Source organism: Endozoicomonas sp. NE40, assembly GCF_040549045.1.
In the GTDB taxonomy this organism is placed as follows: Bacteria; Pseudomonadota; Gammaproteobacteria; order Pseudomonadales; family Endozoicomonadaceae; genus Endozoicomonas_A; species Endozoicomonas_A lisbonensis.
On sequence record NZ_JBEWTB010000002.1, the window covers coordinates 2671475 to 2697989 of the forward strand.

A 26515-nucleotide genomic window follows, 5' to 3' on the forward strand; every position below is an offset into this window, starting at 1 on the left:
TCTCTTATGTTGTCTTTACAGGTTTATGCTTTTAGCAGTGAGACAGTGATTGGCCCTGACAAACGACAATGATCTGTTTATTTGGAAGCTGTTGCCGGTCATTCAGCAAAAATGGACACGAATCAGGATGAAATTCTGGATAGTGTGGTTCTATTATATTTTCACCAGGACGATCAGCGCTTGAACCTATGGGAACAGGGAATCGAATCAATGGAGCTGAATGGACGATTGGGGCTGAAGACTCTGTTCCGGCATTACACACTCAAAGTAATCACAACCTGGGGGCTGGTATTGCTGGAGAATGTTCAACTGGCATTAATACCGCTTCTGATTGGACTGGCGATAGATGGCCTGCTGTCCGGAGATGTCCGGGAGCTTGGAATACTGGCAGGTGTTATGGTGGTTTTAACCGTGACATCTGTTATTCGGCGGCGCTATGACACCAGAACCTATGGCACCATCAGGGTTACCCTGAGTAAAACGCTGCAGCAACGCTATGCACAACTGCCCGTATCGGCCCGAAGTGCTCGCATGGATATGGCCCGGGAGCTGGTTGACTTTCTTGAAGATGACGCGCCGGAGCTTCTTACCTCTGTTGTACAGATCATTGTTGTATTTATTGTTCTTCTTACTTTTCATGTCTATCTTGGGTTGGCCGCCCTGGTCACGCTGGCTGCGGTTATGCTTTGCTACGCATTGTTTCATGGTTGTTTTTACCGGTACAACGCAGCCATGAATGAACAGCTTGAAAAGCAGGTGAATGTTCTCGAGGCAGGTCAGCATGCTTCTGTGTTGAAGCATTTCAGCCGGTTAAGAAAATGGGAAATAAAACTGTCGGACGCAGAGGCAACCGTTTACGGCCTGATCTTTTTACTGCAGATTCTATTTATTGTATTCAACCTGTGGCTCAGTTCCGGGATCGCTGATATATCCGCAGGAAAAATTTTCTCTATCGTACATTACTCGTGGGAGTTTATCGGAGCAGTGCTGGTTATACCGACTTCGCTGCAGGGTTTTGCTCGTTTGCATGAGATAACGGAACGAATTAATCCTGAGCCCACATCGACGGATACTGATGCCTGTATTACCGGGGATGAGGTGCTTCGGACGTAAGGAACAACCGCCATGAGTGAAGCAAACAAGGCTCTGGTAAACTGGCAGCACCAGAAGCCGAGTTTGCGGTAAATAATGAACCATAGCCAGCCTTTCAGCCTGATACCTGAAGAACAACTTCTGTCGTCTTTATCGCCACTCTGGAAGAAACGCTTCAGGCGTGCTATTGATTACCTGAAGAGCACCCTTGACCGGCTCCCTCCCCCTTCCTGGGATGAAGTGGCAGCCCATGCTGCGATTTCACCCTACCATTTTCACCGTATGTTCCGAACGGTTTTTCAAGAACCTCCTGGTCAATACCTTCGGCGGCTGCGTCTTCAGGCCGTGCTTTATGATCTCGTCATCTATCCTGACAGGTCTGTGACTGAAATAGCACTAAGCTGTGGCTTTTCTTCTTCCCAGTCCCTGGCAAAAGCATTGCGCAGAGAGCTGGACACATCGGCTAAAACTATCCGGTTCCGGTTTCTGCAGGAGGGGTGGGACGCCATTGAACAATTACTGCTTCCAACAGGGCGAAAGGAGACGGGGCTGGAACAGAGCATAGCCAGGGATATTGAGTTCCATATCCAGTATTACCCAGCCAGAGCTTTATCGGTCAGACATTACCCGCAGACTCGTGACTGGGAAAAGGTTCTGGAAGCTGGTTATGGGTCCGGCACGGATGTGTATGGTCTGTTCCCCATGAAAGACATGGATAAGCCCGAAAAAGAACAAGCCTATCGGATTGGCAGGCTGGCAGACTCTGAGGCAGAGGCTAACCTGATTCTTCCGGCGGCCACTTATCTCTGCTGTCGGGTCAGGTTAAACAGCCTGGTGGCTTATTTTACTCTCTGGGACGCGGTGTATAGCAGGGTGCTGTCTATGGACACTGAACCTGACCCTGCAGGTTATGCAATTGAGGTCTTTCACTATCAGGACGAGTGGCAGAAAGACATTATGGATATAACGATCTGTCTGACAATAAAAAGTGAATGATAAGAATTGGAAAAAAGCCCGGAGCGAATCCGGGCTACTCTTCCATCAAGCTATTCAGATCAGGCAGTATGATGTTGTTGTTTTCTGGAACTGAGGTTAATGGTTTTACCGGTTTTTGACAGACCAAGCTTTTTCCATTCCGCCCCCATCATTAACAATACAACCAGCGACAGGGCAATATTCGACAGAGGCACCGCCAGCCAGATACCTTTGACATCCAGATACATAGGCAGCACCAGCAGGAATGGCAGCTGTATCAGCATGTTTGCCATGGTAACAACGGTGGCCTTGCGACCCAGTCCCAGTGACTGGAAAAATACGCCCGCACTGAAAATCAGACCATCCAGGAACACAGCCGCCAGGTGCAGGCGTAACCCCAGTTTAGTGGCATTGAAGAAGACCGGATCGTCACTGTTAAACATCAGGATAATCGGGTCCGCAAACAGATTGACGACAATGACCGTCAGTACTCCGGAACCCACTGCGACCAGAAGCATCCGGTTTACAAACTGCTTCATTCGGGCATAACGTTCAGCGCCATAGTTGTAGCTGATCAGGGGCTGAGTACCCGCTGCGACGCCTTCCGCAAACATGTAGTAAAGCGTAGCAATGTATCCGACCACTGCAAACGCACCCACATTGACTGCGTCACTGTATTTCATAAACAGATAGTTATGAACTGCTGTTATAAAGCTGAAGTAAGAGTACATCAGCAGGCTCGACAGGCCGATGTTACAGGTGTGCAGTGACAGCTTGAACTCCGGAGTCAGGTCCTTCAGGGACAGGCGAGTGTTCGCTCTGGCAGAGAAGAAATACATAAGCCCCAGAATAACAACCAGCAGCTGGGAAATCGTTGTACCCAGTGCCGCACCCGCCAGCCCCAGCTGCAGATAGACAATAAAGACAGCGTTGAGGATAACGTTGGCAACAGCGCCAACGACAATCAGCCAGGTAGCGACGGTTGGAGCGTCGTCATTTCGTACCATAAACGGTAATGCCAAACTGCCCATGGCGAATGGTGAACCAAATACCACTACCCAGAGGTAGTTGCTTGCATGCTCAAAAGCAGCACCGCTGGCATCCTGCAGCGTCAGTAACCATTGTCCGGAAAGGAACAAAAGAAAGGAGCCCAGCAAGCCGAATAGCAGCAGCAATGTCAGACCGTTTCCAAGGGCGCGTCGGGCTCGATGCAGCTTTTTTTCGCCTCTGGCCATAGAGCTGATGGCACCGGAGCCAACCCCAAGCATCATCCCCAGTCCATACAGTGTGCCTATGATCGGCCAGGCCAGGTTAATCCCCGCCAGACCTTCTGCACCGATATAACGACCGATAAAAATGCCGTCAATGACCTGATACAGGCCGCTGACCAGCATGGCCCCAACCGTTGGCAGAACATAGCTCCAGAACTGACGGTTAACGCTCGGCAATTGTTTTTGTTCCTTTATGGTGGACATTGCTTTCTCAGTATTGGTTAGAAATGCTAACTAAAAAGATAAAAAAATACGCCTGCTCAGTCATCGGCAGGCTTTAGTAAATGCTCATACCAATTCCAGCTTCTAAACATGAATGGCTTGCTCATGATCATACTTAGAAGGCGGAACTGGTATTACCTGTCGCTGATTTAGCCCTGAAAGGCTTTGGCTGCGACCTTGCCCAGCAGTTGTTCCAGCTGCTTCTGATCCTTTGCTGACAGGTTTTTCAGCAGATTTGAAATCAACTCTCCGTAAAAAAGACGATCACTGTCTACCAGTTCCTGCCCTTTTTTGCTTAAGACAACATGAACTGCCCGTCCGTCTTCAGGGCATGGCTGTCGTTTAACCAGCTTTTTTCTCTCCAGTCTTGCGACCATATTGCTGGCAGTGGGCTTGCTGACACGCATTAATTCAGCCAGCTCAGACAGGCGCATCATTCCTGACTCTTCCAGAGTTTCCAGATAATCGTATTCTGTATAGGTCAGGTTACAGTCTCCAAAGCTGGGTTGTTCACGCCAGCAACGACTGATATAGCGCTCTATCACCATTAAAGATTGTTCAACTTTCATAGGTGATATTTTATTAGTAAGGCTAACTAATTTTCAAGGCTGGGATATTGCGTACAGAGCAGCGCTGGCAGTGATGACTGCCAGCGCCTTATGAGAGGTCAGGCTTTTTCAGCTGTAACCGGGGATTTTGCAACAATCTGGCTGTCGTCGCTTGCATCCAGTTTGGCAAGGTACTGGTTGACCAGTTCCTGAAAGGCGATCATCTGCGAGGAATCAAGCTGTTTGCCTTCCGGTAACGAGTAGGTCATGTAGTTGACGGGTGTGCTGTTGGCGTGCAGCTCAAAGTGCAGGTGTGGTCCGGTACTGCGACCTGTATTACCTGTTAAGGCGACAATATCACCGATGTTAACTCTCTGACCTTGTTTCACCAGAATTTTGCTCAAATGCAGGTAGCGGGTGCTGTAAGTTTCGGTGTGCTGGATGGTGATATGAAGGCCGGCTGCAGGATGATTACCAACCCGGGTGACAACACCATCGCTGATAGCCTTGGCCCGGGTACCCGTCGGTGTGGCAAAGTCAGTACCATTGTGTGGAGAAATTCTTTTGGTGATAGGGTGCAGGCGTCTGGGGTTAAAGTGGGAACTGATACGATATCTCTCGGAAACAGGTCTGCGCAGGAAGGCCCGGTTCAGACTTTGCCCTGTTTCATCATAATACTGACCATCGTCGTGCAGGAAAGCAGCCAGTCGTTTACCCCGGTTAACAAAGATGACAGCTTTCAGGGTTGAGCGACCGGTGTGAGTGTCTCCCACATAGATATCGTCATACAGCATCTGGAAGGTGTCACCTGCCCGCAGGTCTCTGGCAAAGTTGATTTTGTCTTCAAACAGGCGGGATATTGACTCGATTTCTGCCGGGCTCAGTCCTACCCTGGAAGCACTCTGGTAGAGGCTGTTGTTAATAACACCATCAACCTGTCGTTCAACAATATTGGTGACATGGGAAAGCATTTCGCCGGTGTAGTCATCACCATCCCGAATAAATTCCAGCGTGTTAATACTGTCGATGACTACCTGCATGCGGGTAACCAGCTGGTTTTCACCTTCTCGTATAAAGAGCAGCTGCTGACCTGGCTTTAAATTATCGAGCTGAAGAAAGTCCAGATCTGCTTCAAGCAGTTTGTACATTGTCGCTTGAGGCAATTGCAGTTTGGCGAAGATGGAACCCAGGGTGTCGTTGGCTTCAATGGTGTAACCAATTCGCTGTATCTGCTCTTCCTGAACGGTCCCCACAGGTCCGGTTTCAGGCTCTTCAATGGCAGGACTGGTTGTTAATGGTAATACAACTTCACGGTAAGGGCTTGAATCACCCGATGGCCAGAGTATTGCTGTTGTGGAAGCCAGTAAAGCCGTTAACACGACAGGTTTACGGTTCTTTAGACAGAAATACTTTATCGATGCCATTCGTTGTTGCTCTTAAGCCCGGGGGAAATATCCAATAAAACTAAATACAGAGGTTGGTCGCCAAGCGGTGTTTACTCGTATTGTTCTCGTACAACTGACCGTCTTTGTCAGTTATTAGTACGATAGTCTACCACTTAGTGGATAATTTTACGCTGCCTGAAACGGTCATTGTCACAGAGTCGGTAGCACTTACTTACTGATAAGGCTTCGACAATGAATTTAAAGAAAATGTTATAATATAACGTTTGGGTTTTGGCAACTGGCTTCCTGCCCTGTTACCTGTTTTTCAGGCAGGGTAGCAAATAATGTTGTGGAAAACGGCGGTGTCTGTTTTTGCCCTGTAGCTGTGGGGCTGGTCAGCATGAAATTTCAGGCTTTCACCTTTTTTCAGAAGGTGGCTGGAATTACCGGTTTCAAGTTCAATCTCACCTTCAATAACACAGCAATGTTCAATGACTCCGGGTGCATGGGGTGAGGACTGCTGGCGGTGAAATTTCATCAGTGTAATTTCAAACATTTCCATGCGGGTATCAGCGCTGAAAGGAAAAAGCGTTTTGATTTGCATGGATGGGTCACAGGGAAACGTTGTTTCACTGTTTCTGAGCGACTCTCTGGTGGCAAAAAACGCAGAGAATGATGTTTCAAGACCGCTGGCAATTTTCCAGAGTGTTGCAATGGTCGGGCTGGATTCCTGACGTTCAATCTGCCCGAGCATTGCTTTGGAAACACCCGTTGCCTGTGCCGTTTTGTCGAGACTCCAGCCTCTGGCTGCCCTTATGGATTTAAGATGACTGGCAATCTGGGACTTGAAGATGTCTGTGCTCATCAGGAGTACCGGTTTGGTTTTTGTGTAAAGTCTTTGTGCGCTATTGTTTTTGTACGCTATTGTTTTTGTGCGTAATAGCGCACAATGCTATTCTTCTTGTGCGTAATAACGCACATATAAGAATAACAGATTTAAGGTCTGGCTTTTATCAGATGGAGCCATGCAGGTGAAAAGACTTCTCAACATACGTCATATCTCGGCGGGTTTAACAGCGGTTGTTATTGGCTATACAGGCTCGGTCATCATTATCATTCAGGCAGCAATGGCTGCAGGTGCAGACAGTGAACAGGTTGCCAGCTGGCTGATGGCCCTGGGCATAGCCATGGGAGTGACTTCTATTGGTTTTTCTCTGCGCTATAAAATTCCGGTGGTTATGGCGTGGTCTACACCGGGCGCTGCGATGTTGATAGGGGTTCTGGATCAATACGACCTGGCTGTTTCTATTGGGGCGTTTGTCATGACGGGCGTCATGATTGCCCTGACCGGATGCCTGAAACCGGTCGCAAGAGCCATTCAGGCAATACCCCAGCCAATGGCGACTGCCATGCTGGCAGCGATTGTTCTGCCGTTCTGTATGAATGCCTTTTTACCGGCGGAGTCGGATTTTGGCATTTTCATGGTGATGTTTACGACATTTCTGATGGCAAAGCGATGGTTGCCACAATATGTGATGGTTTTGTTATTAGTCGCAGGTTTAACCCTTGCCCTGTGGGATGGTGTGTTTGATGATCAGAGCGTTGAGTTCTCACTGGCAGCCCCCGTTTTTGTCGCCCCTGAGTTTACCCTGCAAGGGCTGATTAATATCAGCATCCCTCTGTATCTGGTCACAATGCTCTCGCAGAACCTGCCGGGTATTGCCATGCTGCGTTCTTACAACTATTCCCTGCCTCTGCCCCAGGTCCTGATCGGTTCAGGTATCACGAATGCGGTGCTGGCACCGATTGGCGGTTTCAGCGTTAACCTTGCTGCAATATCTGCGGCGGCCTGTATGAATGAGAATGTCGATGCTGACCCGTCCCTGCGTTATCGCTCAGCCATCTGGGCAGGGATTTTTTACCTTCTGGCCGGAGGGTGGGCGACAGCTGTTGTTGTTCTTTTTGTTGCTCTGCCTGATGCAATAGGGCAAATGATGGCTGGGTTTGCAGTACTTGGAACCTTGTTAATGTGTTTGCAGAACGCTTTCAACGATACCCGTTATCATGAGGCGGCACTGGTTACATTTCTGGTCACGGTGTCGGGAATAACGCTGTTAAACGTTGGCTCGACCCTGTTGGGGTTGATGGCAGGAGGCGTGGTTTTTTTAAACAAAAGTTATCGGTAACAACCAAAGTCATTACCGATAATTTTAGCCATTAGGAACACCGTGATGATTGTTGTCCTACTCCGGTGGAAGAGAGACAAATATTTTACTTGGGAACGGACATGTCGGGATCGTATACCTTCCCTATCATGGCTTCTTCATCATCATCATTAGTACCAGCTGTAAAGCTTGACTGATAAGCTACGTTAGCAGTTGCACTAAAGATGCCCGCAAAAGTAGTCCATATTGCTGCCCGGTATTTATATCCCAAAATAGTTAAGGCGACACCAATCGCAGTGCCTATAGCTATTCCTGCTATTTCTCCACCACTCAAACCAGAATCATCATCACCTTTTCGCCTCTGGACACTTGGGGAGGAGGTGTAGTTGGGAATGAAGGGAGAGTTGGAAGTAGAGACATTAACGGTTGGGCTTATCAAGCCCGGGAAGATGACTTTCAGGTTATAAAATAAATCATCGCCACTGACTATCTGCACTCCCGGTTTATTAGCAATCTGTCGGATGTAATCATTGTCTTCAATAGTCACCTGCCCGGTTATTTTTGTAGTGTCGGCAGGAGAGCCTGCCCTTGTTGACAGGCTCAGGATATGCCGGTTAACAGGCCATTCTTCAGGAACTGTAACATGTTCACGAGTTTTATCTCCTGTGTATACCCCGGGGTGCAGTCCTTTCATTAATGCGTTAACAGCGCTGCCACCAGTCCGTGAATTCTTTTCCATATCACTAAAAGCCAGGCCTATGTAAGCCATATCCTGAGACGACCACCAGTTATTTGTCAGCCCGATAGATATACCGTCAAAATCAATCTCCTCAGGGTTGAGAATATCGATAACATTAAGGACTGCCGAACTGAGAGTAACATCGAATACCCAGACATTCTTTGCCTTGATTTTGGAGCAGTTATGCAGAGTAATTGCACTTTCGTATAAGACAGATGGGTTTGTAAACCTGTTTTCAGGCTCAAAACTGGTTCCAACATTTTCCAGAGTAATTGATTTAGCACTTGTGGCATAAAGCAAGCCTCTACGGGAGTGCGTCGCATGGATATTCCTGAACTCTATCTCTGTATTTTCTCCGGAAACCTGAAAAGCAAGTGAGTGAGCGTTGTTCGTTGTTGGATCAATATTAACATTGGCCAGCATGCAGTTTTGGCAGTTTATCCATTCAAGCATCGTGCTGTCTGTTTTACTTCCTCTGAGGGTTGGGTAATTTCCATCAGCGTCAGCCTCCCCTATAATGGCGACATTTTCAGCATTTGTGATTCTGATGACATCATTAAACCAGATTTCTCCCGGGGGAAGAATATAAACTGTAAAGCTATCATGCTCCCAGAAAAGTTCATTTTTTCCAAGATAACGAACACTATAGCTACCTTTAGAGTCAGTAAAATTTTCGCATAGCGTTCGGGAATCGGGGTTTTTCAACTTACTGCATGAAAAATTGCTTATAGTGTGCGCTTTATTATTATTGTGAATCAAAGTACTGTTTGGGTCTAAAGATTTATCACTGCCATGTGCTGTATTTATAGCTGTACGATTCAGGCATGAACCGGTGCCATCGGCGCATATGTAGCTACCATTGAAGTATATAGGAGGTTCAATATAACCCGTAGAGTTTTTATTGCCGTAGACCTCGGCAATGATGGTAGCTGTATTACCTAAATCTAAACCGCCTATTCCCGAAGTATCTAAGTCACTGGCATTAAATGCTCCACCCAAAAAAGCTGTCGCATAGCTCGGTATTAAGAAAAGAGAAAAAAAAGCGCTACTAAAAAAACCTCTTTTTTTATAAAATTGATTATCGGTACGTTGTTCACTAACAGGAGCATGAAGATAGTTACTTTTTTTTTCAGGTCGTTTATGATTGTTAAAGTTTTTCGACGAATTCTTTTCCTTTCCTATCTTAAAAACAAACATCATTAAAACCTCGGTAATAACTGTATGCCAGTTTATAGCTATTTATGTCGTCTAAGTAGTCATGCTGTTGAAACCGGATATTTTTCTGTCTGTAGCGCAGATTTTATCGGTTACAGATTGGCAAAAGCAATCATCGGACTACTTATAGATTTCCATAATTTTAATACAGCTTAAAAAAGCAAATAAATTCCATTAAACTGTTTCTCAATAAATATGCACTTTATTATTACACTTGATCTCAAATCATAAACAGCTACAAATTGGAACGCTGAAATGCCTTCTTTAGAAGACGACTATTGTTTATTATTTATTAGTACGATAATAAACAACGCTATAATAAAGTAGACTATGTAAAATTAGTTTATCAACTTCTAATTAACTTTTTATCTGTTACCGCACTCCCAAAAGGATCAGGCAGTTTTTGTCAGGCTCAGATGATTGCCGGTATGACGACCTTTGCCATGAGGAGCGCAGGCCGACGTACCTAAGCATAAACTTCACCGTCAGACCGCAAATGCCTTATCCAGTGTGCTGTAACCCAGCCCCACTTCCTTGCTGACATGAATCTGCATGGGAATGCGCTCTTTCAGGGACTCAACATGAGAGATGACTCCGACCATTTTGCCGCTGGCATTCAGGCTGTCCAGGGCGTTCAGGGCGATTTCCAGAGTTTCCTGATCCAGGGTTCCGAACCCTTCATCAAGGAACAGGGAATCAATGCTGGTCTTATGACTGACCAGATCCGATAACGCCAGTGCCAGTGCCAGACTGACCAGAAAACTCTCGCCCCCGGAAAGGGTTTTGATATCTCGCTGAACCCCGGCCTGCCATTCATCGAGAATTTCCAGACTGAGTTCTTCCGATTTTTTACGGTTCAGCTGATAGCGACCATGCAGGCGCTGAAGCTGCTGGTTGGCAAGATAGATCAGGTGATCCAGCGTCAGCCCCTGGGCAAACTTACGGAACTTGTCGCCTTTGGCAGAGCCAATCAACGTATTGAGATGATCCCAGAGTTCAAACTGCTTTTTCTGTGCTGAAATCCGGTTGAACAATTCAGACTGCTGCTGACGTTTGTTTCGATCATCAGTCAGGGCCTGCCGGATCTCTCCCTGGCGCTGGTTAACCAGCCGCTGTTCATTGTCCACATTGTGAATTTTTTCCTGTAATGCGTCGGCTGTTTCTTCCGTTAAAGGGTTGGACTGAAGCATCGTCAGCTTTTCTTTTATCAGCAGCTCCCGTTCTGTCGTACGGGTAATGGCCTCTTCCAGGTTTTGTTTCAGGTTTTGCAGGGTTTCACGCTGCCCGGCTGGCAGGATAGCCTGTTCAAAAGCCTGAGTGTCTGCAAAAGGGCTGCCTTTCAGCTGTGTTTCCCAATGATGGGTCACTTTTTCCAGTTCGTCACCCAGACGCTGTAAAGCCTGTTCCTGCTGTTGTAAAAAACCAGACTGTTCACTGAATGTTTTCTGAGCCGACCGGGTATGGGCTTCTGTCTGTTTTAATGACTGGTCAGCCTCAGCCACTGAAGCTTCCAGACGCTGGCGTTCCTCTGCAACATCCAGATCGCCCAGTAACATGAAACGTTGGGTTCTGAATTCTTCCAGCTGTTCAGTAAGCTGTTTCAGCTCGTTCTGCCGTTCATCAAGCTGCTGTTTACTGTGGTTCTGTTTCTGCGTATTCAGGGCAAGGTCGTTTTCCAGTGCCTGTAGAGACTGTTGCAGGGTTTCTGCCTGTTGTTCCATGGCTTGCCAGGTGGTCTTCATGCTCTCCTGATGACTCAGCCACTGGTTTTGCTGACTCAGATCTGGCAGAGGTTCATTCAGTGACCGGGCAATCTGCTGTTCCAGATGGCTCAGTTCCTTTTGCAGTTTCTCTGTTTCCTGATGTTGTGCGTCCTGCTCTTTCTGTCGCTGTTCATACTGCTGGCTTTGCAGCTCCATTTGATGCTGGAGGCTGGTGGTGTTCTGCTTCTGCTCTGTCTGGATTTGCTGTAGCTGAACGAGGTTGTCGTTAATCTGTTTTAGCTGCCGAGTCATTGTTTTCAGGCTGATGCCCTCTTCTCTGGCATTTTGCAGCCAGATGGCTATGGCGTCGGGCTGTTGAATATCGAGTGTTTCCCCAATCGATGCACAGAGTGTTTCCCATCCAGCCAGACAGGTGGCCTGCTGCTGACTGAGTTCGGTGATGCGTTTTTCTGACGTCTGGCAGAGTGTTTGCAATTCAGCCTGTCGTGCTTTTTTCTCAGAACCTAGCCGTTCCATCTGGCTGAGAAGCTGACGCTTTTCTTCAACCCTTTTCCGGGTTGCGTTGCTGTCGATATGGCTATACACGTCGATGGAAGGATGTTCCCGTGAGCCGCACAACGGACACGCCTCGTCCTTCTTTAAACGATTTCTGTGTTCTGTCAGGCTGGCAATTTTCTGTTCCTGAAACAGCAGGGTTTCCAGATCATTCAGATGTTGTTTTTCCTGTTTGTACTGTTCCCGGTTTGCCTGTAATTCTTTGCTTAGAGGTTCAAGAGCCTGCTGGTTCTGAGAAAAAGCAGCCTGTTCAGCCAGTAAGGTCTGAGTCGTGTCACGATACTGCTTTTCAGTGTTTTTTATTTCCAGATACAGGGGGGCGATGGCATCAAAGCGTTCTTCCTGTTTCAGTAGTTGTTGCTCATTGGTGTCTTTCAGAAGTTCGGCTTTCTGGTTCACTGCCTGTTGATACGATGCCTGTGCCTGTTCACTGTCGTGCAGGCTTTGCTGAACCTTTTTCTGACTCTGTTGCATTGCCCGATGCAGTGTTGTTAATTCTTTTTGCCACTTTTGCAGATCGGTTTGTGTCTGTTGATTTTGCCGGTTGAGTGATTCCCGACGTTCAAACTGAGCGCGCCAGAGAGGCAGTTGTTCAGCCAGAAGCCGGTGATGGGCATTGTCATTCAGATACTGGCTGGTGGCTGCCTGCTGTTCTATAGACGACTGGCGTTGTTGTTGTAGCGAGTTAACTGTTTGCAGATGCTCTGACAGTTCTTTTTCAAGGCTGGCCGCCTGCTGGTTGCCGGTAGCCAGCTCTTCTCTTTTCTGCTGAATCTGCTGGTCGAGGGGAACCACCTGCTCGTTGATCAGGGTTTCTGTTTCAACCTTTTGCTGTTTAACCGTAGCAAGGTTTTCCTGTGCTGCTGTCGCTTCGGATTGAGCCGATGCCAGTCTGTCGGACGCCTGCTGTAACTCCGCCTGAAGCTGCTGGCACTTTGTTTCTGAGTGATTAACCGCTTCTCTGGTGGACTGAAGCTGGTCGAAAGCGGGCTTGAGATCCAGGGCTGGCAGTGCATGGGCAAGGCGTTCAAGTTGTTCAGCCTGTGCCGCTTTATCGTCAATCGCTTTCTGTTTGAGCTGCCCGGCTTCTTCAACGTCAGTTGTCAGCTTATTGACCTGTTGCAGCCATTCAAACTGTTCCTTGAGCGTTTTTTGCAAGGTTTCCGTTTGGTTGGCTTTTTCTGACAGGGTGCTTTGTTCCTGTTCGAGCTGCTTAATGACTTCGTCATCCAGCAGTTGAACCCCTTCGGATTTTGCCTGCAGCAGCTTCAGTGTTTCCTGTTCCTGACGCATCCGTTCGAATACTCGACGGGAAATATCACCGTAAATTTCAGTCCCCGTCAGCTCTTCCAGCAGTTCGGCACGATCGTTGGCAGAGGCTTCCAGAAACGCGGCAAAGCCACCCTGAGCCAGCATCATCGACTTGGTAAAACGGGCAAAGTCCAGCCCGGTAATGTCGCTGACCCGGCTGAGTTTCTCATTGATTTTGTGCGTGATAATGGTGCCATCCAGCTTTGCCAGCTCAACCTGCGGGCTTTGCAGCTTGCCTTCAGCCTTTCCTCTGGCCCGTCTCTGGGACCAGAACGCCCGGTAACCTTCACCTTTGACTTCAAATTCCACTTCCGCCAGCGACTCGGCCGTGTGGCGGGTCATCAGCTCATTGCTGCTCTGGGAGATTGTGCTTAAACGGGGTGTCTGGTGATAAAGCGCCAGGCAGATAGCATCCAGCAGCGTGGTTTTTCCTGCGCCGGTCGGGCCGGTAATGGCAAACAGGCCGTTATCGGCAAAGTCTGTTGAAGTGAAGTCGATTTTCCACTCCCCTTTCAGGGAGTTAAGGTTTTTAAGACGCAGGCTCAGAATTTTCATTGGGCGACTTCCTTTTCAGACACTACTTTTCCGGCGTTCAAATCATCGTTTACATCATTGTGTATAGTATCCAGCACTTCATTAAAAGCACGGGTTAATGCCTGAACTCTGTCGTCTTCCAGAGGTTCGTCTTCAAGGCGTTTTGTGAATACTTCGGAAACGTCCAGTTCTTCAAGGGTTTCACGGGCTTCCCGAACCAGACTGGCTGACTGGGTGTTACGTTGCCGTCTGACCCGGAGTACTTCCAGAGGAAGATCCGCCACCATGTCCTGAACCGGGCTCTGGACATCACTCAGGTAGTCATCGGACGCCACTTCTATTTCCAGCCAGGGTGCCAGGCCGGAGTCTGTGCTGATCTGTTTGATCTGTTGTTCGATCGCTTCGAGTGAACCTTTGATGCTTAACAGTGGGCGAAAGACCGGAACCGGTATTTCTGTGATTTCGGGTTTTGGACTGCCGTTAAACGACACCATAACGACCTGTTTGGCAGTGGCGGTTTCATCAAAACTGAGTGGAATCGGTGAGCCGGAATAACGAACATGTTCCTGTCCGGAGACTTTCTGGGGCTTATGCAGATGCCCCAGTGCAATGTAAGCTGCGGGTGGAAAACCACTGGCAGGGAAGGCGTGCAGTGTGCCGATATAAATCTCCCGGACAGACTCGGACAGTTGACCATTGACAGTGGTCAGGTGTCCGGTGGCGACAACGGGCAGCTTATGTTCAGCGGCTTTGCTGAATACAGTCTGGTAATGCGCTGGCAATGGCATTTTGCAGAGCCAGCTGTTTGTCCGAGTCGCTGTCTCCCGAACGGCTTTCCAGAACATCACGGGGGCGAATATAAGGTATTGCGCACAGGGCAACAGCAGGTTCGCCTCTGGCATTTTTCAACAGTACCACCTCGTCGTCAGGGGTTTCGGATACGCCTCCGACAACCGTGGTGTTCAGGAACGCCAGTAACTCCCGGGATTCATTGAGGGTCGCGACAGAATCATGATTCCCGCCCACAATCACCAGCTGTTGGCAGCAGGTTTGTCGCAGGTTCACAATAAACTGGTTGTACAGGGTTCGTGCATAGCTGGGAGGAGTTCCGGTATCAAACACATCTCCGGCAATAATCAGGGCATCAATGTTGTGTTTATTGACCGTCACCTGTAGCCATTGCAGAAAAGCCCTGTGCTCCGCTTCCCTGCTTTTGCCCATGAAATGCTGTCCAAGATGCCAGTCGGATGTGTGAAGAATACGCATGATCGATTGTAGGTACTGTCTGTTGTGAAGCCTCTGAGAGTACAGCAGATTTTTCAGCGACAGGATAGCTTTGCTGTCAGACCTTCATTAGAAGATTTCTAACAGACTGAGAACCATCATCCTCAATGCCAGCAGGGTAATAATCCAGCGGAAGATCGTTTTAAAGTTAATCTCCGGTATGACGGGCCTTATCCGTGTGCCAAACCATGAGCCAAGGATCACGCTGATGCTCATCAGCAGCATAAGAGGTAGCCACGCCATAAAATCGAACCCAAGCGCCGTAAAAGCGGATACCTTAAGCAAGTGGGAGGTACTCATAAACGCAGCAAAGGTGGCCACCAGGGTGTCCCGGTTAAAACCTTCCCTGGATAAAAAAGCAGCCAGCAACGGTCCTGCTGCTCCACCCAGTGTACTCATCAGGGAGTGAATAATGCCAAAGGAGAAGAATCTGGCGGGCAAATGTTGCAATGATGGGATGGGAGCCCAGGTAATGATAAGAAGAAACAGCCCCAGTACCAGCGGTATGTAATCCATATTGATACTGAGTACAAACTGTGAGGCTAACACAGTGCCAACAATGGCTCCGGGCAGAAAACGCTTCAGGTAATCCCAGCGAATAAACCGACGACCGAACCATGCACGACTGACGTTGCTGGACAACTGAACCAGACCATGTACGGGAATGATTGCCGTTGCAGGTATGGCGCCAGGCATCAGGCCAATCAGCATGACGCCTCCACCAATGCCAAATACGGCGGTCATGGTCGAAGTAAAGAATGCGGCAAAAACCAGCCATAGTTCGGGGATAGATAGCTCGGGGATAGATAGCTCAGGAATAAACAGGTCAGGCACAACTCAGTCCTTTGTATTGTTCTATTTATTGCTCGATAGAAGTCTGTATTGAAGGGGCTCAGGCTCGTCATGGTATCGCTTTCGCTGTCGGTTATGCAAAAAAGCCTCAGGATAAGCAACCCTCACCTTCCGGGATGGTCTATATCTTTTCTTCGCAGGGAGTTTTGCTAATAAGTATTGACCTGTGTGGTAGGTACGTTATTTTTAAACTGGTAATGTGACCGGTTACATAAAGGTGTAAAATGTCATGAGACATGGTCGCCAGCCCGGCCCGGGTAAGAATAAATTTCAAACAAACGGTTCAAGATTGGAAGGTGAAGATATGCGTTTAATTCCTGTTGCCAGTAGAGAAGATGTCGGCAAGTGGTCTGCGAAACACATTGTGGACAGAATTAATGCATTTGAGCCAACCGCAGACCGTCCATTTGTGCTGGGACTGCCTACCGGTGGAACACCTCTCAACACCTACAGGCAACTGATAAGAATGCATCAGGCTGGCAAGGTCAGCTTCCGGCATGTAGTGACCTTCAATATGGATGAATATGTAGGTATTCCGGCGGATCATCCCGAGTCATACCGCACTTTTATGTTTGAGAATTTCTTTGAACACATTGATATTCCGCTGGAAAACATCAACCTGCTCAATGGCAATCCCGATGACCTGGAAGTCGAGTGCGCCCGCTATGAAGCGAAAATAGAAGCCCTGGGAGGGATTGAGCTGTTTATGGGTGGTGTTGGCCATGACGGACATATTGCCTTTAATGAGCCTGGTTCGTCACTGGCGTCCCGTACCCGCCCTAAAACCCTGACTGATAAAACCCGTCAGGCAAACTCACGGTTCTTTGAGGGGGATATTAATCAGGTACCCAAACTGGCTCTGACCATTGGTGTGGGAACTTTGCTGGATGCCCGTGAGGTGATGATTCTGGTAACGGGTTCAGAGAAAGCCCATGCCCTGAAAGCGGCTGTTGAAGGCTCCATCAACCACCTCTGGACGGTTTCCGCTTTGCAGATGCACCCGAAGGCCATGATCGTCTGTGATGAAGACGCAACCATGGAACTGAGGGTTAAAACCCTCAAGTATTTTGCGGAGCTGGAAGCGGAAAATATTCGTAATCTTTAATGGTTAACAATCGAGCATTTTGTTGACCAGTCCTGTGTAAGCCAGGCCAAACCAGAAAGTAAAGGTACCAGCCGCAAGCAAACTTATGCCCACAGGAACCGTGGCAAAGCAAATGAGACCTCCTGCCACGGTTGAGACTCCGCCAAGGACGGTGATTTTTCCACAGTTCCGGTCCATAAATGATGGCTGTTTTTCTTTGGGTTCTGCTTTTGCTTTTTTAGTGGAGCCGTCTGGCCTGTTGGAGTTGCCTGGCCTGCGAGAAAAATCCGGCTGACTTGAAGAACCGGTACGGGTTACCGGTTGCCTTCGCCCCCTTGCAGGTTTGCTGTAAGGGGGTGGGGGATAATATTGGTGAGGAGAATGCCCCGGAGAAACACCATACATAACAGAAATCCTTTTCTTTGCTCTTTGACGGTATTAGATAGACAGAGTCAGGAAAAGTTCCCGCTGATGGTTTCTACCTGGCCTTAAGTGTATTTTTCAGCCAGAGATAGAACTGGTTGACTTTCGGCGTATAAATATCCTTGTTTTTGCAGCTGAAGTAGTAAGAAGGGGCTTTGCTTCTGTCAAAGTCAATTGAGAAAGGGATCTGCAGATGCCCTTTCCGAACCAGCTCTTCTGAGTTATGGCGGTTTGCCAGGGCAACGCCGTGTCCGTGAACCGCAGCGCTTAATGCCTGATGAGTATATTTCACAGAGATAACCCGGCAGGTATCAAGCCAGTTGTATTGACTCAGAATAGCTTTCCAGGAGAAGAAGCGCCGTTCTGTCACAATCAGCGTTAAACCCCTGAGCCTGTCCATTGAATCCAGACGACAGGATTTAACCATTCCGGGGCTGGCTAACGGCACAATATCGTCGTTAAACAGTTTTTCTGAAAAGCGGTCGTGTACGGTATTAAATCGGTACTCTATGCCGCAATCAACATCGTTTTCGCAGTCGGCAATGGTGAGTTTATCAATCAGCTTTATATTCAGCTGTGGCGTATCACGCAGAAAGTCAGAGAGATTGGGCAAAAGCCAGAGCGATGAAAAACTGGGGGGGGATGCAATGACTAATTGTTCTGACTTTCTATTTTCATAAGCGTCCCAGGTGGCGGACTCTATCTGACTAAAAGCCCTTTTCACGTGACCCAGATACTTTTTTCCTGCATCAGACAACAGTAATCGACCATTCACCCGGTGAAACAGGGCGCAGTCCAGAAACTGTTCCAATTTGGCAATCTGGTGACTGACGGCAGAGGGGGAAATACACAACTCTCTGGCAGCTTCACGGATGCTGCCACAGCTGGCGGTTATTTCAAAATAGTGGACGGCATTCAGAGGAGGTAAACGTCGCATACTGTATTGGTTGTTCTAATTATTAGTACAGAAGGTTCAGTTTATATCATTTGACAGAATATGTCGTTCATATGGAGTATATGGAACAAAGAATAACAATCAGACACGCGAGCTGAGGATAATAATAATGATCGAGTATCAGGAAATCCGTAACAGCGTCAGCAAACTATGCGAACGTTTTCCCAATGAATACTGGCGTGAGCTGGAGAAATCGAATGGTTATCCTGATGACTTTATCCGGGTTTTGAACGACGAAGGTTTTTTATCTGTCCTGATTCCTGAAGAGTACGGCGGTGTAGGTCTTGGTATAGAGGCTGCCGGTATTATTCTTGAGGAAATTTCCCGATCCGGCGGTCATCCCGGAGCTTTCCATGCCCAGATGTATACCATGGGGACGGTATTACGGCATGGCTCTGAGGATCAGAAAGCCCGCTACCTGCCAAAAATTGCTTCCGGCGAGTTGCGTCTTCAGGCATTTGGTGTCACGGAACCGGTTGCGGGTACTGATACCACATCTATTCGCACGTTCGCTGAAAACAGGGGCGACCATTACATTATCAATGGCTCTAAAGTCTGGATCAGTCGTGCAGAACACTCTGACCTTATTTTGCTGTTGGCTCGTACCACTCCGGCTGGTGAAGTAAAACGCAAGACCGAAGGGTTGAGTGTATTCCTGATTGATATGCGTGAAATTGTGGGTAATGGCCTGACCATTCATCCCATTGAAACAATGATGAATCATCATACGACAGAGTTATTCTTTGATAATTTGAAAATTCCTGCCGATTGCCTGGTGGGGGAAGAAGGTAAAGGATTCCGCTACATCCTGGACGGAATGAATGCTGAACGTATTTTGATCAGCTACGAATGTATAGGGGACTGCAAATTCTTTATTGAACGAGCAAAGACCTATGCCAGTGAGCGAGAGGTTTTTGGTCGGCCTATTGGCAAGAACCAGGGGGTGCAGTTCCCGATTGCCCGGAGTTATGCCGAGATGCGGGCTGCCGAGCTGATGGTCAATGAAGCAGCAAGAAAGTTTGATGCGGGAGAGCATTGCGGCGAAGAAGCGAATATAGCCAAGCTTCTGGCTTCGGAAGCATCCTGGAAAGCGGGCGATACCTGTCTTCAAACCCATGGCGGTTATGGCTTTGCCAAAGAGTTTGATATTGAGCGGAAGCTGAGAGAAACCCGCCTCTATCAGGTGGCACCCGTATCAACGAACCTTATTCTGTCGTACATCAGTGAACACGTTCTGGGTCTTCCCCGTTCATTCTGATCCACCTTTCAGGGAGTGAAAAGCAATGTCTGATGCAAAGCCTCTGGAAGGTGTGCTGGTGGTTTCTATTGAGCAGGCGGTAGCAGCACCCTTATGCACATCACGGCTGGCTGCCGCCGGGGCCAGGGTGATTAAGGTTGAACGCCCTGAAGGTGATTTTGCCCGGGGATACGACGGGTTTGTTAAGGGAGAAGCCAGCTACTTTGTCTGGATTAACCATGGCAAGGAATCCATTTGTCTCGACCTGAAACAGAATGAAGACAGGCTGTGTCTGGACCGGATACTGGCCGAGGCTGATGTGTTTGTACAAAACCTCTCTGTGGGGGCGGTGGCTCGATTAGGGTTTGGAGAAGAAGAACTCAGAAAAAAATACCCGCGCTTAATCACCTGCTCCATTTCCGGTTATGGCGAACAGAATGAATACCGGGATATGCGTGCCTACGACATGCTGGTTCAGGCTGAATCGGGGCTGTCCGGTATCAGCGGTGATGGTCGAATGGGCATCTCCGTGGCAGATATTGTAACCGGTATGAATGCTCATACAGCCATTGTAGAAGCGCTGCACTACCGGGAGAAAAACGGTAAAGGGTGTTCTCTGTCACTTTCCCTGTTTGGCAGTATGACGGACATTATGGCTGTACCTTTGTTGCAACAGGCTTACTCTGGTTCAGGCCCTGATTACATAGGTATGCGACATCCGTCGATTGTTCCTTATGGAGCCTTTCCAACCTCGGGTAGTGATGTTGTTATTTCGATACAGAATGAACGGGAGTGGCAGCGCTTGTGTTTGGACGTTCTTGAATCAACGGAGCTGGCAAGCCATCCGGATTTTGCCTCAAACAAATTGCGCACTCAGCATCGACAGGATGTTGAAAGTGCCATTGGGGCTATCACACGACAGTTTTCACAGCAGGAATTACTAAACAGGTTACGGCAGGCAAAAATTGCCTGTGGTGTCAGTAATACCCTTGCGGAAGTTCTGGAACACCCTGCTTATCAGTCTGTTCAGACAACGCTGCCTGACGGGCAGGTGGCTGATATTCCCGCCCTGCCCGCGCAGACGCCCTGGCTGACCGATAAAGTGAAAGGTTGCCCGGAACTGGGAGCGGATACGGATCGAATCAAAGCAGAATTTGATAAGGAGGTCAGAGCATGAGCGTGTTACAGCCCTGTGAAGTAGACCTGTCTGCCCTGCAGAAATGGGAGGGACGACAGCAACTGAAAACCGAGGTTATTCATAGCAGACCGGTGGTTGCCATGGCTGCCACGCTTGATAAAGAGCTGTTTTCTTCTGAACAGGGTGCCTGTCTGGCGCCTTTGTGGCACTGGCTTTATTTTCTGCCCGAAACACCCAGCGCAGGTCTTGCAGAAGATGGACATCCGGTGTTGGGAGGCTTCCTTCCGCCAGTACCTCTATCCCGTCGTATGTGGGCGGGAGGAAGGCTCGAAATTGGCTCACCCTTGAGGATTGGGGAATCGGTTGAGCGGCTGTCTGAAATTCGCAGTGTCCGCTATAAGGAAGGACGTTCCGGACCTCTGGTCTTTGTCGAGGTGCATCATCACTTTGAGGGTGAGCATGGCGGCAGTATGCGGGAAGAACACGACATTGTTTACCGACAGCCTGTCAAACCGGGTACACCCGGTACAGCCCCTGCCGCTCAACAGCCTGATCTTCAGGCTCAGTGGTCAGTTACAGTAACCCCTGACCCAAAGCTGCTGTTTCGGTATTCAGCCCTGACATTTAATACACATCGTATTCATTATGACCGGAGTTACTGCAATAATGTCGAGGGCTATTCGGGGCTGGTTGTTCATGGCCCTTTACTGGCGACGTTACTGTTAGTAGAAGCAGGCAGGGCGATTCCTGATATTAAGGTTTTGTCGTTTTCTTTTCGTGCTGTCAGTCCCATTCTGGACATTAACGACTTTACCGTGAACGGTCGCCGTGATGGTCATACCCTGAGCCTGTGGATAGCGAATCACCGTGGTGAGCTGGCCATGCAGGCAGAGGCTCGAATACGGTAACTACCCCGCAATCCAATAACAATAACAACAAGAATGAGAAGGCGATGATAAAAAGAATAATAACCGCAGCAGCTTTGATCCTTTCCACACTGGCAGCGTCTGCCTTTGCCCAGGACCCGATTGTTATCAAGTTTTCCCACGTAGTCGCGGAAAACACGCCCAAAGGCCAGATGGCAAACAAGTTTCGTGACCTGGTGCATGAACGCTTGGGAGACCGGGTAAAAGTTGAGGTCTATCCCAACTCCCAGCTCTACGGGGACAACAAAGTACTGGAAGCCATGCTGCTGGGTGATGTCCAGATGGGGGCTTTGTCGCTGTCCAAGTTCAAGCGTTATACCAAGAAGCTTCAGGTCTTTGACTTGCCCTTCCTGCTGGAAGACCTTGATGCGGTTTATCGTTTTGAAAACAGTGATACCGGTAAAAATCTGCTTCGCTCCATGGAGCGTCGCGGCATTTTAGGTCTTGGTTACCTGCACAGCGGCATGAAACAGTTTTCTGCCAATAAGCCGCTGCGGGTTCCTGAAGACGCTGCTGGTCTGAAGTTCCGGATTATGTCGTCTGATGTGCTGGCATCACAGATGCATGCCCTGAACGCCACCCCTCTCAAAAAGCCCTTCTCGGAAGTGTTCACCCTGTTACAGACCAAGGCGATTGATGGGCAGGAAAATTCCTGGTCCAACATTTACTCCAAGAAATTCTATGAAACCCAGGAATACATTACCCAGACCGACCACGGCATTATCAACTATATGATCGTGACTTCGGATGAGTTCTGGAAAGGGCTGCCAGCCGACCTTCGGGGTGAGCTGCAAAAAGCCATTGATGAATCCATTGATTTCGGTAATGCCGTTGCTAAGGAAAAGGCGACATCCGACCGTGTGGCTGTAGAGCAATCAGGACGGAGCAAGGTACTTGATTTAACACCCGAAGAGCGCAAACAGTGGGTTGAAGCGATGAGACCTGTCTGGAAAGAGTTTGAGCGTGATATTGGTAAGGATGTGATTGAAGCGGCCTTAAAGTCCAACGGATAAACGTCAGTCACGGGTCAGGGCAGGTACCCTGACCTCCTTTTCAGGCTGGAGGTGTTATGGCCACATCAAAGCTCATATCAAAACTAGAGCGATTCGAAGAAAACTGCATCTGTCTGCTGTTTGTCAGTATGGCAGGTTTAACGTTTTATGAAGTACTGATGCGCTTTGCATTTAATACCGGCCTCATGTGGGTGAGTGAACTGACCTTACATGTAGCGGCGTGGTTTGTGCTTTTTGGCGCTGCCTACGGGGTAAAAAAAGGGTCACGCATCAAACACGTTGATACCACGTTCGTGAGATGAACTCCCCGATAACCTTATCATGCAGTTCGTCTGATCGAGAGAAACAGATCGTTCTACGTGTTAACCGCTTCAGCCGAGTGCGAAGCGTTAGGTTTGTTCTCTCGATGCTCTGGGTCAGCTTCTTACTGATAACATGGCTATCTTCCGGCAGTTCTGATCCGTAGGGCTTCCAGTCATCTGTGCAGTAAAATTTGAACTTGTAAGGTTTGACCAGCTTTATCAGTTTCTTCAAGGTCTTTTTCGTTCTTCGACCAAAAACATGAGCGATCACCCTCTGGTAGCGAGGTTCCCACGCATAGAATAGCCAACGCTGATTCTTTTTATTGCCGACATAAGACCATTGCTCATCCATCTGGCAGATGAGCACCAGCTCTTCATTGTCGAAGGGGAGTGATGTCACCTGTCGCGGGACGAGTTTTTTAAGTGGCTGATGACCGTCGTTGGACTGATGCCCAGAACGCGTCCCGTATCTCTGACACCGGAACCATTCATGGCCATATCCACTATGCGCTCGTGAGCACCGGGCTTGTTGGCGTTGTAGACAAATTCAAGCTGGAAGCTTTGCCTGCAATTTCGACACAGATAGCGCTGTATGCCTGAGGGCGCTTTACCATTTTTCACGACACCATCTGTGGTATCACAGTGAGCACAAACGACTTTAATAATTGCCATAGGAAAATCGGCAGGATAACAGCAAGTATTGGTCGTTAGATATACGAGATCAACGCATTTGATTCATGACCAAAAAAAGGGACTCATATTGGCGTGGACCTGCTGATCAGGCAGCTGGCTCCGGCAACCCGAAGAATAGTCAGCCTGTTTGCATTAACCGGATGTCTCGCTTACTGCGCAATGATGGTTTATGGCGCCTGGGTCTATCTGGACAAAATATACGGCATTGGTCTGGGCATGGAGGATGTGCGTCTGCCCTACTGGCTTGCCCGGAGTTTTAGTGATGATTTCGCCTGGGAAGTTTTAAAGCTTGATACTGAAGACCCAATGTTTCCTTTATGGCTTGCCCACAGCGGTTTGCTGCTTGGCTTTCTGTTAATCGGGTGGCGTTTTTTTCAGGCTTTCTGGAAACTGTTAACCGGTGAAATCGAGCAGTTTGAGTTAGCCGATGAAGCCAGGGATGCCCTGAAAGAAGTAGAAGATAAGGGGGCAGAAAAATGACCATTGCTTTTCTATTTATTGGTTTGTTTACCTTCATGCTCATAGGTATTCCCATTGCTGTGTCTCTGGGTTTGTCGAGCATGCTGACCATCTTGCTGTTTTCTCAGGACAGTCTGGCTTCAGTGGCTTTGAAGATGTTTGAAGCCTTGTCTGAGCATTACACGTTGCTGGCAATTCCTTTCTTTATTCTGTCATCCGCTTTTCTTTCAACAGGCGGGGTGGCACAGCGGATGATCAATTTTACGACAGATATTATTGGTCACGTTCGCGGTGGTCTGGCCATGGCTTCCGTGATGGCGTGTATGATTTTTGCGGCGGTTTCTGGTTCTTCGCCTGCCACCGTGGCAGCGATTGGCAGCCTGGTGATTGTCGGTATGGTGCGTGCCGGTTATCCAAAGCCTCTGGCCGCAGGTGTAATAACCAATGCCGGAACCCTGGGCATACTCATTCCGCCGTCTATCGTCATGCTCGTTTATGCAGTGTCTACCGAAGTGTCAGCGTCCCGCATGTTTATGGCTGGATTGATTCCGGGTCTGCTGATGGGCGGCCTGTTAATGGTGGCCATTTATATCTATGCCTGTTTCAAGAAGTTGCCGTCACAACCATTTCCGGGCGTTCGTCAGGTGATGCGCTCAGGACTGTCAGCGTCCGGCGGATTGCTGCTGATTATCCTGATTCTTGGTGCCATTTATGGCGGTGTGGCTTCACCAACAGAAGCTGCTGCCATTGCGGTGTTTTACGCCTTTTTTATTGCCGTATATTTTTATCGGGATATCGGGCCACTGAGTGGTGTGGCGTGGCGCAAAGAGAGTGAATCATTGCCAGTGGCAGCATTGCGCAATGTTCTCTTGTTGCCGGTTGTAACCGTAAAGTCTTTTGCACACCCGGAAGTTCGTAAAACGGTTCTGGATGCGGCTAAAGCCAGTATGATGCTGTTGTTTATTATTGCCAACGCCATGCTGTTTGCTCACATCCTGACCACTGAACGAATACCTCACGCGGTTGCAGAAATCATTACTGATATGGGATTGCCTGTCTGGGGCTTCCTGATTGCGGTTAATATTATTCTGCTGATTGCCGGTAATTTTATGGAGCCGTCAGCCATTATTCTGATCATGGCACCGATTTTGTTCCCGATTGCAACTCAACTGGGAATTGATCCGATTCATCTCGGAATCATCATGGTCGTCAATATGGAGATCGGGCTGTTAACACCTCCTGTCGGACTGAACCTGTTTGTTACCGCAGGCATTACGGGTGAAAGTATCGGCTGGGTGGTCAAGGCGGTTCTGCCATGGTTGCTGCTGATGCTGGGCTTCCTCATGCTGATTACCTATATACCGCAGATTTCACTGTTTTTACCTGAACTGTTTGATCAGCTGAAAGGCTATCGATAACGTGCGAAAGTGCTTCGGCGCTTTCCTTGAAGCAATCCCTGAAACAATAAGAATAAAAAGAGACAGCGTATGCATACACTACATGATGGTCTTAACTGGCGTTCACTGTTGTTTATTCCGGCCAGCAACCGGTCGTTTGTTGAAAAAGCGGCAAGCCGTGGGGCAGATGGCATTATTCTTGATCTTGAAGACAGCATACCCCCTGAACAAAAACACGACGTCCGGTTTGTTGTTGCAGAACACATGCTGATGCTTGCACAGCAGCAGTTGCCAGTGGTGGTTCGGATTAACAATGATTTGCGTAATGCGGTTCGGGATCTTGAAGCGGTGGTATCTCCAAACCTTACCGCCATTATGGTTCCCAAAACGGAGTCGGCCGGTTACCTTCGACAGCTGGATACACTGATCAGGCAACTTGAAGCAGAGCGAGGGCTGGCTCCCGGTCATATTCGCATGCTCGGGCTGATTGAAACCGCTGGCGGTATTGTTAATTTGCCTGATATTGCCAGAGCAACGCCACGTTTGTGTGCTCTGGCTCTGGGTTCTGAAGACCTGATTGCAGAGCTGGGTTGTGTTCCCACTACTGAGCGGTTGCTGGGGTATTCTGAAACTCTGCTGGTGAATGCCAAGGCTAATCATCTGCAGGCGATTGGAATTCCTGGTGCGCTGGCTAATTTTAATAATCTTGAGTTACTGAAGGAGCAAGTGCAGATTGCCCGTGAAATGGGATTTACCGGTGCGTTAGCCATTCATCCCAGACAGATTAGTCTGTTTAACGAAGGGTTTGCAGCTACCGAAGATGAAGTCAGCTGGGCAAAAACTGTCGTTGAACGCTTTGCTGCTGCACAGGCCGAGGGGATTGGGGTTATAGCCATTGATGGCCAAATGATTGATGCGCCCGTTTTACAGAGGGCAAAGGACATACTCACTTACAGTTAATTTTATGGCGTTAACTCAAGCCTTAAACTCAGAAGCAGGCTGATCAGGAGGGATCA

24 protein-coding genes are annotated in these 26515 nt (G+C 48.5%); 12 read left to right on the forward strand and 12 right to left on the reverse strand.

What is annotated here, in order from left to right:
• Window positions 1-111 precede the first annotated feature (111 nt).
• Window positions 112-1113, forward strand: coding sequence for an ABC transporter six-transmembrane domain-containing protein (locus V5J35_RS13140; protein WP_354007571.1), 1002 nt, complete (start codon window positions 112-114; stop codon window positions 1111-1113).
• A gap of 75 nt (window positions 1114-1188) precedes the next feature.
• On the forward strand, window positions 1189-2088 hold the full coding sequence (locus V5J35_RS13145; RefSeq protein WP_354007572.1) for a helix-turn-helix transcriptional regulator: 900 nt from the start codon (window positions 1189-1191) through the stop codon (window positions 2086-2088).
• 59 nt (window positions 2089-2147) lie between these two features.
• On the opposite strand, the gene V5J35_RS13150 is transcribed toward V5J35_RS13145, so the two are convergent.
• From V5J35_RS13150 to V5J35_RS13165, 4 genes are all read right to left on the reverse strand, one after another.
• Window positions 2148-3542, reverse strand: a complete 1395-nt coding sequence (locus V5J35_RS13150) for an MATE family efflux transporter (protein ID WP_354007573.1) — start codon at window positions 3540-3542, stop codon at window positions 2148-2150.
• 167 nt (window positions 3543-3709) lie between these two features.
• Window positions 3710-4129: a MarR family winged helix-turn-helix transcriptional regulator gene (locus V5J35_RS13155; protein WP_354016403.1), complete on the reverse strand. Its 420-nt coding sequence runs from the start codon at window positions 4127-4129 to the stop codon at window positions 3710-3712.
• 98 nt (window positions 4130-4227) lie between these two features.
• Window positions 4228-5532 (reverse strand): peptidoglycan DD-metalloendopeptidase family protein, encoded by a 1305-nt coding sequence (locus V5J35_RS13160; RefSeq protein ID WP_354007576.1) that lies wholly within the window; start codon window positions 5530-5532, stop codon window positions 4228-4230.
• 286 nt (window positions 5533-5818) lie between these two features.
• Entirely contained in the window at window positions 5819-6358 is a 540-nt protein-coding gene (locus V5J35_RS13165) for a helix-turn-helix domain-containing protein (protein ID WP_354007577.1), read from the reverse strand.
• 166 nt (window positions 6359-6524) lie between these two features.
• Between V5J35_RS13165 and V5J35_RS13170 the strand changes: the two genes are divergently transcribed.
• On the forward strand, window positions 6525-7679 hold the full coding sequence (locus V5J35_RS13170; protein WP_354007578.1) for a benzoate/H(+) symporter BenE family transporter: 1155 nt from the start codon (window positions 6525-6527) through the stop codon (window positions 7677-7679).
• An 85-nt stretch (window positions 7680-7764) separates the two neighbouring features.
• On the opposite strand, the gene V5J35_RS13175 is transcribed toward V5J35_RS13170, so the two are convergent.
• From V5J35_RS13175 to V5J35_RS13195, 5 genes are all read right to left on the reverse strand, one after another.
• The gene (locus V5J35_RS13175) at window positions 7765-9597 is read right to left on the reverse strand and encodes a hypothetical protein (RefSeq protein ID WP_354007579.1); all 1833 of its coding nucleotides are present in this window, start codon (window positions 9595-9597) and stop codon (window positions 7765-7767) included.
• 500 nt (window positions 9598-10097) lie between these two features.
• A complete protein-coding gene (locus V5J35_RS13180; RefSeq protein ID WP_354007580.1) occupies window positions 10098-13757 on the reverse strand; it encodes an AAA family ATPase in 3660 nt (1219 codons plus the stop codon).
• Window positions 13754-14524, reverse strand: a complete 771-nt coding sequence (locus V5J35_RS13185) for an exonuclease SbcCD subunit D C-terminal domain-containing protein (RefSeq protein ID WP_354016404.1) — start codon at window positions 14522-14524, stop codon at window positions 13754-13756. Before V5J35_RS13185 ends, V5J35_RS13180 begins: the two co-directional genes overlap by 4 nt.
• Complete coding sequence (gene sbcD, locus V5J35_RS13190; RefSeq protein WP_354016405.1) at window positions 14478-15002, reverse strand: exonuclease subunit SbcD; 525 nt, start codon at window positions 15000-15002, stop codon at window positions 14478-14480. Before sbcD ends, V5J35_RS13185 begins: the two co-directional genes overlap by 47 nt.
• Window positions 15003-15089: 87 nt before the next feature.
• A complete protein-coding gene (locus V5J35_RS13195) occupies window positions 15090-15854 on the reverse strand; it encodes a sulfite exporter TauE/SafE family protein (RefSeq protein WP_354007582.1) in 765 nt (254 codons plus the stop codon).
• A gap of 322 nt (window positions 15855-16176) precedes the next feature.
• On the opposite strand from V5J35_RS13195, the gene nagB reads away from it, so the two are divergent.
• Window positions 16177-16977, forward strand: coding sequence for a glucosamine-6-phosphate deaminase (gene nagB / locus V5J35_RS13200; RefSeq protein WP_354007583.1), 801 nt, complete (start codon window positions 16177-16179; stop codon window positions 16975-16977).
• A gap of 3 nt (window positions 16978-16980) precedes the next feature.
• Here nagB and V5J35_RS13205 read toward each other — a convergent pair whose 3' ends face one another.
• Together V5J35_RS13205 and V5J35_RS13210 are read right to left on the reverse strand one after the other, a co-directional pair.
• Entirely contained in the window at window positions 16981-17361 is a 381-nt protein-coding gene (locus V5J35_RS13205) for a hypothetical protein (protein ID WP_354007584.1), read from the reverse strand.
• Window positions 17362-17434: 73 nt separating this feature from the next.
• On the reverse strand, window positions 17435-18316 hold the full coding sequence (locus tag V5J35_RS13210) for a LysR family transcriptional regulator (protein ID WP_354007585.1): 882 nt from the start codon (window positions 18314-18316) through the stop codon (window positions 17435-17437).
• Between the two features lie 127 nt (window positions 18317-18443).
• Here V5J35_RS13210 and V5J35_RS13215 point away from each other — a divergent pair, with 127 nt between their 5' ends.
• From V5J35_RS13215 to V5J35_RS13235, 5 genes are read left to right on the forward strand one after another with little or no spacing between them, the layout of a single operon-like run.
• On the forward strand, window positions 18444-19592 hold the full coding sequence (locus tag V5J35_RS13215) for an acyl-CoA dehydrogenase family protein (RefSeq protein ID WP_354007586.1): 1149 nt from the start codon (window positions 18444-18446) through the stop codon (window positions 19590-19592).
• Between the two features lie 25 nt (window positions 19593-19617).
• Complete coding sequence (locus V5J35_RS13220; protein ID WP_354007587.1) at window positions 19618-20748, forward strand: CaiB/BaiF CoA transferase family protein; 1131 nt, start codon at window positions 19618-19620, stop codon at window positions 20746-20748.
• Complete coding sequence (locus tag V5J35_RS13225) at window positions 20745-21617, forward strand: HTD2 family dehydratase (protein WP_354007588.1); 873 nt, start codon at window positions 20745-20747, stop codon at window positions 21615-21617. The genes V5J35_RS13220 and V5J35_RS13225 overlap by 4 nt, the downstream gene beginning before the upstream one ends.
• Window positions 21618-21661: 44 nt before the next feature.
• Window positions 21662-22648: a TRAP transporter substrate-binding protein gene (locus tag V5J35_RS13230; protein WP_354007589.1), complete on the forward strand. Its 987-nt coding sequence runs from the start codon at window positions 21662-21664 to the stop codon at window positions 22646-22648.
• 56 nt (window positions 22649-22704) lie between these two features.
• Window positions 22705-22950, forward strand: coding sequence for a TRAP transporter small permease (locus V5J35_RS13235; protein ID WP_354007590.1), 246 nt, complete (start codon window positions 22705-22707; stop codon window positions 22948-22950).
• On the opposite strand, the gene V5J35_RS13240 is transcribed toward V5J35_RS13235, so the two are convergent.
• A protein-coding gene (locus tag V5J35_RS13240; protein ID WP_354007591.1) for an IS1 family transposase occupies window positions 22919-23622 on the reverse strand; the annotation gives its coding sequence in 2 pieces (ribosomal slippage) (window positions 22919-23379 and window positions 23379-23622; 705 coding nt in all). The genes V5J35_RS13235 and V5J35_RS13240 overlap by 32 nt on opposite strands.
• A gap of 87 nt (window positions 23623-23709) precedes the next feature.
• Here V5J35_RS13240 and V5J35_RS13245 point away from each other — a divergent pair.
• From V5J35_RS13245 to V5J35_RS13255, 3 genes are all read left to right on the forward strand, one after another.
• On the forward strand, window positions 23710-24123 hold the full coding sequence (locus tag V5J35_RS13245) for a TRAP transporter small permease (RefSeq protein ID WP_354011294.1): 414 nt from the start codon (window positions 23710-23712) through the stop codon (window positions 24121-24123).
• The gene (locus V5J35_RS13250; protein WP_354007592.1) at window positions 24120-25520 is read left to right on the forward strand and encodes a TRAP transporter large permease; all 1401 of its coding nucleotides are present in this window, start codon (window positions 24120-24122) and stop codon (window positions 25518-25520) included. The genes V5J35_RS13245 and V5J35_RS13250 overlap by 4 nt, the downstream gene beginning before the upstream one ends.
• A gap of 69 nt (window positions 25521-25589) precedes the next feature.
• Window positions 25590-26459, forward strand: a complete 870-nt coding sequence (locus V5J35_RS13255; RefSeq protein ID WP_354007593.1) for an HpcH/HpaI aldolase/citrate lyase family protein — start codon at window positions 25590-25592, stop codon at window positions 26457-26459.
• Window positions 26460-26515: the final 56 nt, after the last annotated feature.

Coding starts and splice junctions, on each gene's coding strand:
- V5J35_RS13215 (WP_354007586.1), top strand. CDS start 18,444: ATGATCGAGTATCAGGAAATCCGTAACAGCGTCAGCAAACTATGCGAA.
- V5J35_RS13150 (WP_354007573.1), bottom strand. CDS start 3,542: ATGTCCACCATAAAGGAACAAAAACAATTGCCGAGCGTTAACCGTCAG.
- V5J35_RS13210 (WP_354007585.1), bottom strand. CDS start 18,316: ATGCGACGTTTACCTCCTCTGAATGCCGTCCACTATTTTGAAATAACC.
- V5J35_RS13185 (WP_354016404.1), bottom strand. CDS start 14,524: ATGCCATTGCCAGCGCATTACCAGACTGTATTCAGCAAAGCCGCTGAA.
- V5J35_RS13155 (WP_354016403.1), bottom strand. CDS start 4,129: ATGAAAGTTGAACAATCTTTAATGGTGATAGAGCGCTATATCAGTCGT.
- V5J35_RS13165 (WP_354007577.1), bottom strand. CDS start 6,358: ATGAGCACAGACATCTTCAAGTCCCAGATTGCCAGTCATCTTAAATCC.
- V5J35_RS13205 (WP_354007584.1), bottom strand. CDS start 17,361: ATGTATGGTGTTTCTCCGGGGCATTCTCCTCACCAATATTATCCCCCA.
- nagB (WP_354007583.1), top strand. CDS start 16,177: ATGCGTTTAATTCCTGTTGCCAGTAGAGAAGATGTCGGCAAGTGGTCT.
- V5J35_RS13140 (WP_354007571.1), top strand. CDS start 112: ATGGACACGAATCAGGATGAAATTCTGGATAGTGTGGTTCTATTATAT.
- V5J35_RS13175 (WP_354007579.1), bottom strand. CDS start 9,597: ATGATGTTTGTTTTTAAGATAGGAAAGGAAAAGAATTCGTCGAAAAAC.
- V5J35_RS13230 (WP_354007589.1), top strand. CDS start 21,662: ATGATAAAAAGAATAATAACCGCAGCAGCTTTGATCCTTTCCACACTG.
- V5J35_RS13220 (WP_354007587.1), top strand. CDS start 19,618: ATGTCTGATGCAAAGCCTCTGGAAGGTGTGCTGGTGGTTTCTATTGAG.
- V5J35_RS13225 (WP_354007588.1), top strand. CDS start 20,745: ATGAGCGTGTTACAGCCCTGTGAAGTAGACCTGTCTGCCCTGCAGAAA.
- sbcD (WP_354016405.1), bottom strand. CDS start 15,002: ATGCGTATTCTTCACACATCCGACTGGCATCTTGGACAGCATTTCATG.
- V5J35_RS13180 (WP_354007580.1), bottom strand. CDS start 13,757: ATGAAAATTCTGAGCCTGCGTCTTAAAAACCTTAACTCCCTGAAAGGG.
- V5J35_RS13235 (WP_354007590.1), top strand. CDS start 22,705: ATGGCCACATCAAAGCTCATATCAAAACTAGAGCGATTCGAAGAAAAC.
- V5J35_RS13160 (WP_354007576.1), bottom strand. CDS start 5,532: ATGGCATCGATAAAGTATTTCTGTCTAAAGAACCGTAAACCTGTCGTG.
- V5J35_RS13145 (WP_354007572.1), top strand. CDS start 1,189: ATGAACCATAGCCAGCCTTTCAGCCTGATACCTGAAGAACAACTTCTG.
- V5J35_RS13250 (WP_354007592.1), top strand. CDS start 24,120: ATGACCATTGCTTTTCTATTTATTGGTTTGTTTACCTTCATGCTCATA.
- V5J35_RS13255 (WP_354007593.1), top strand. CDS start 25,590: ATGCATACACTACATGATGGTCTTAACTGGCGTTCACTGTTGTTTATT.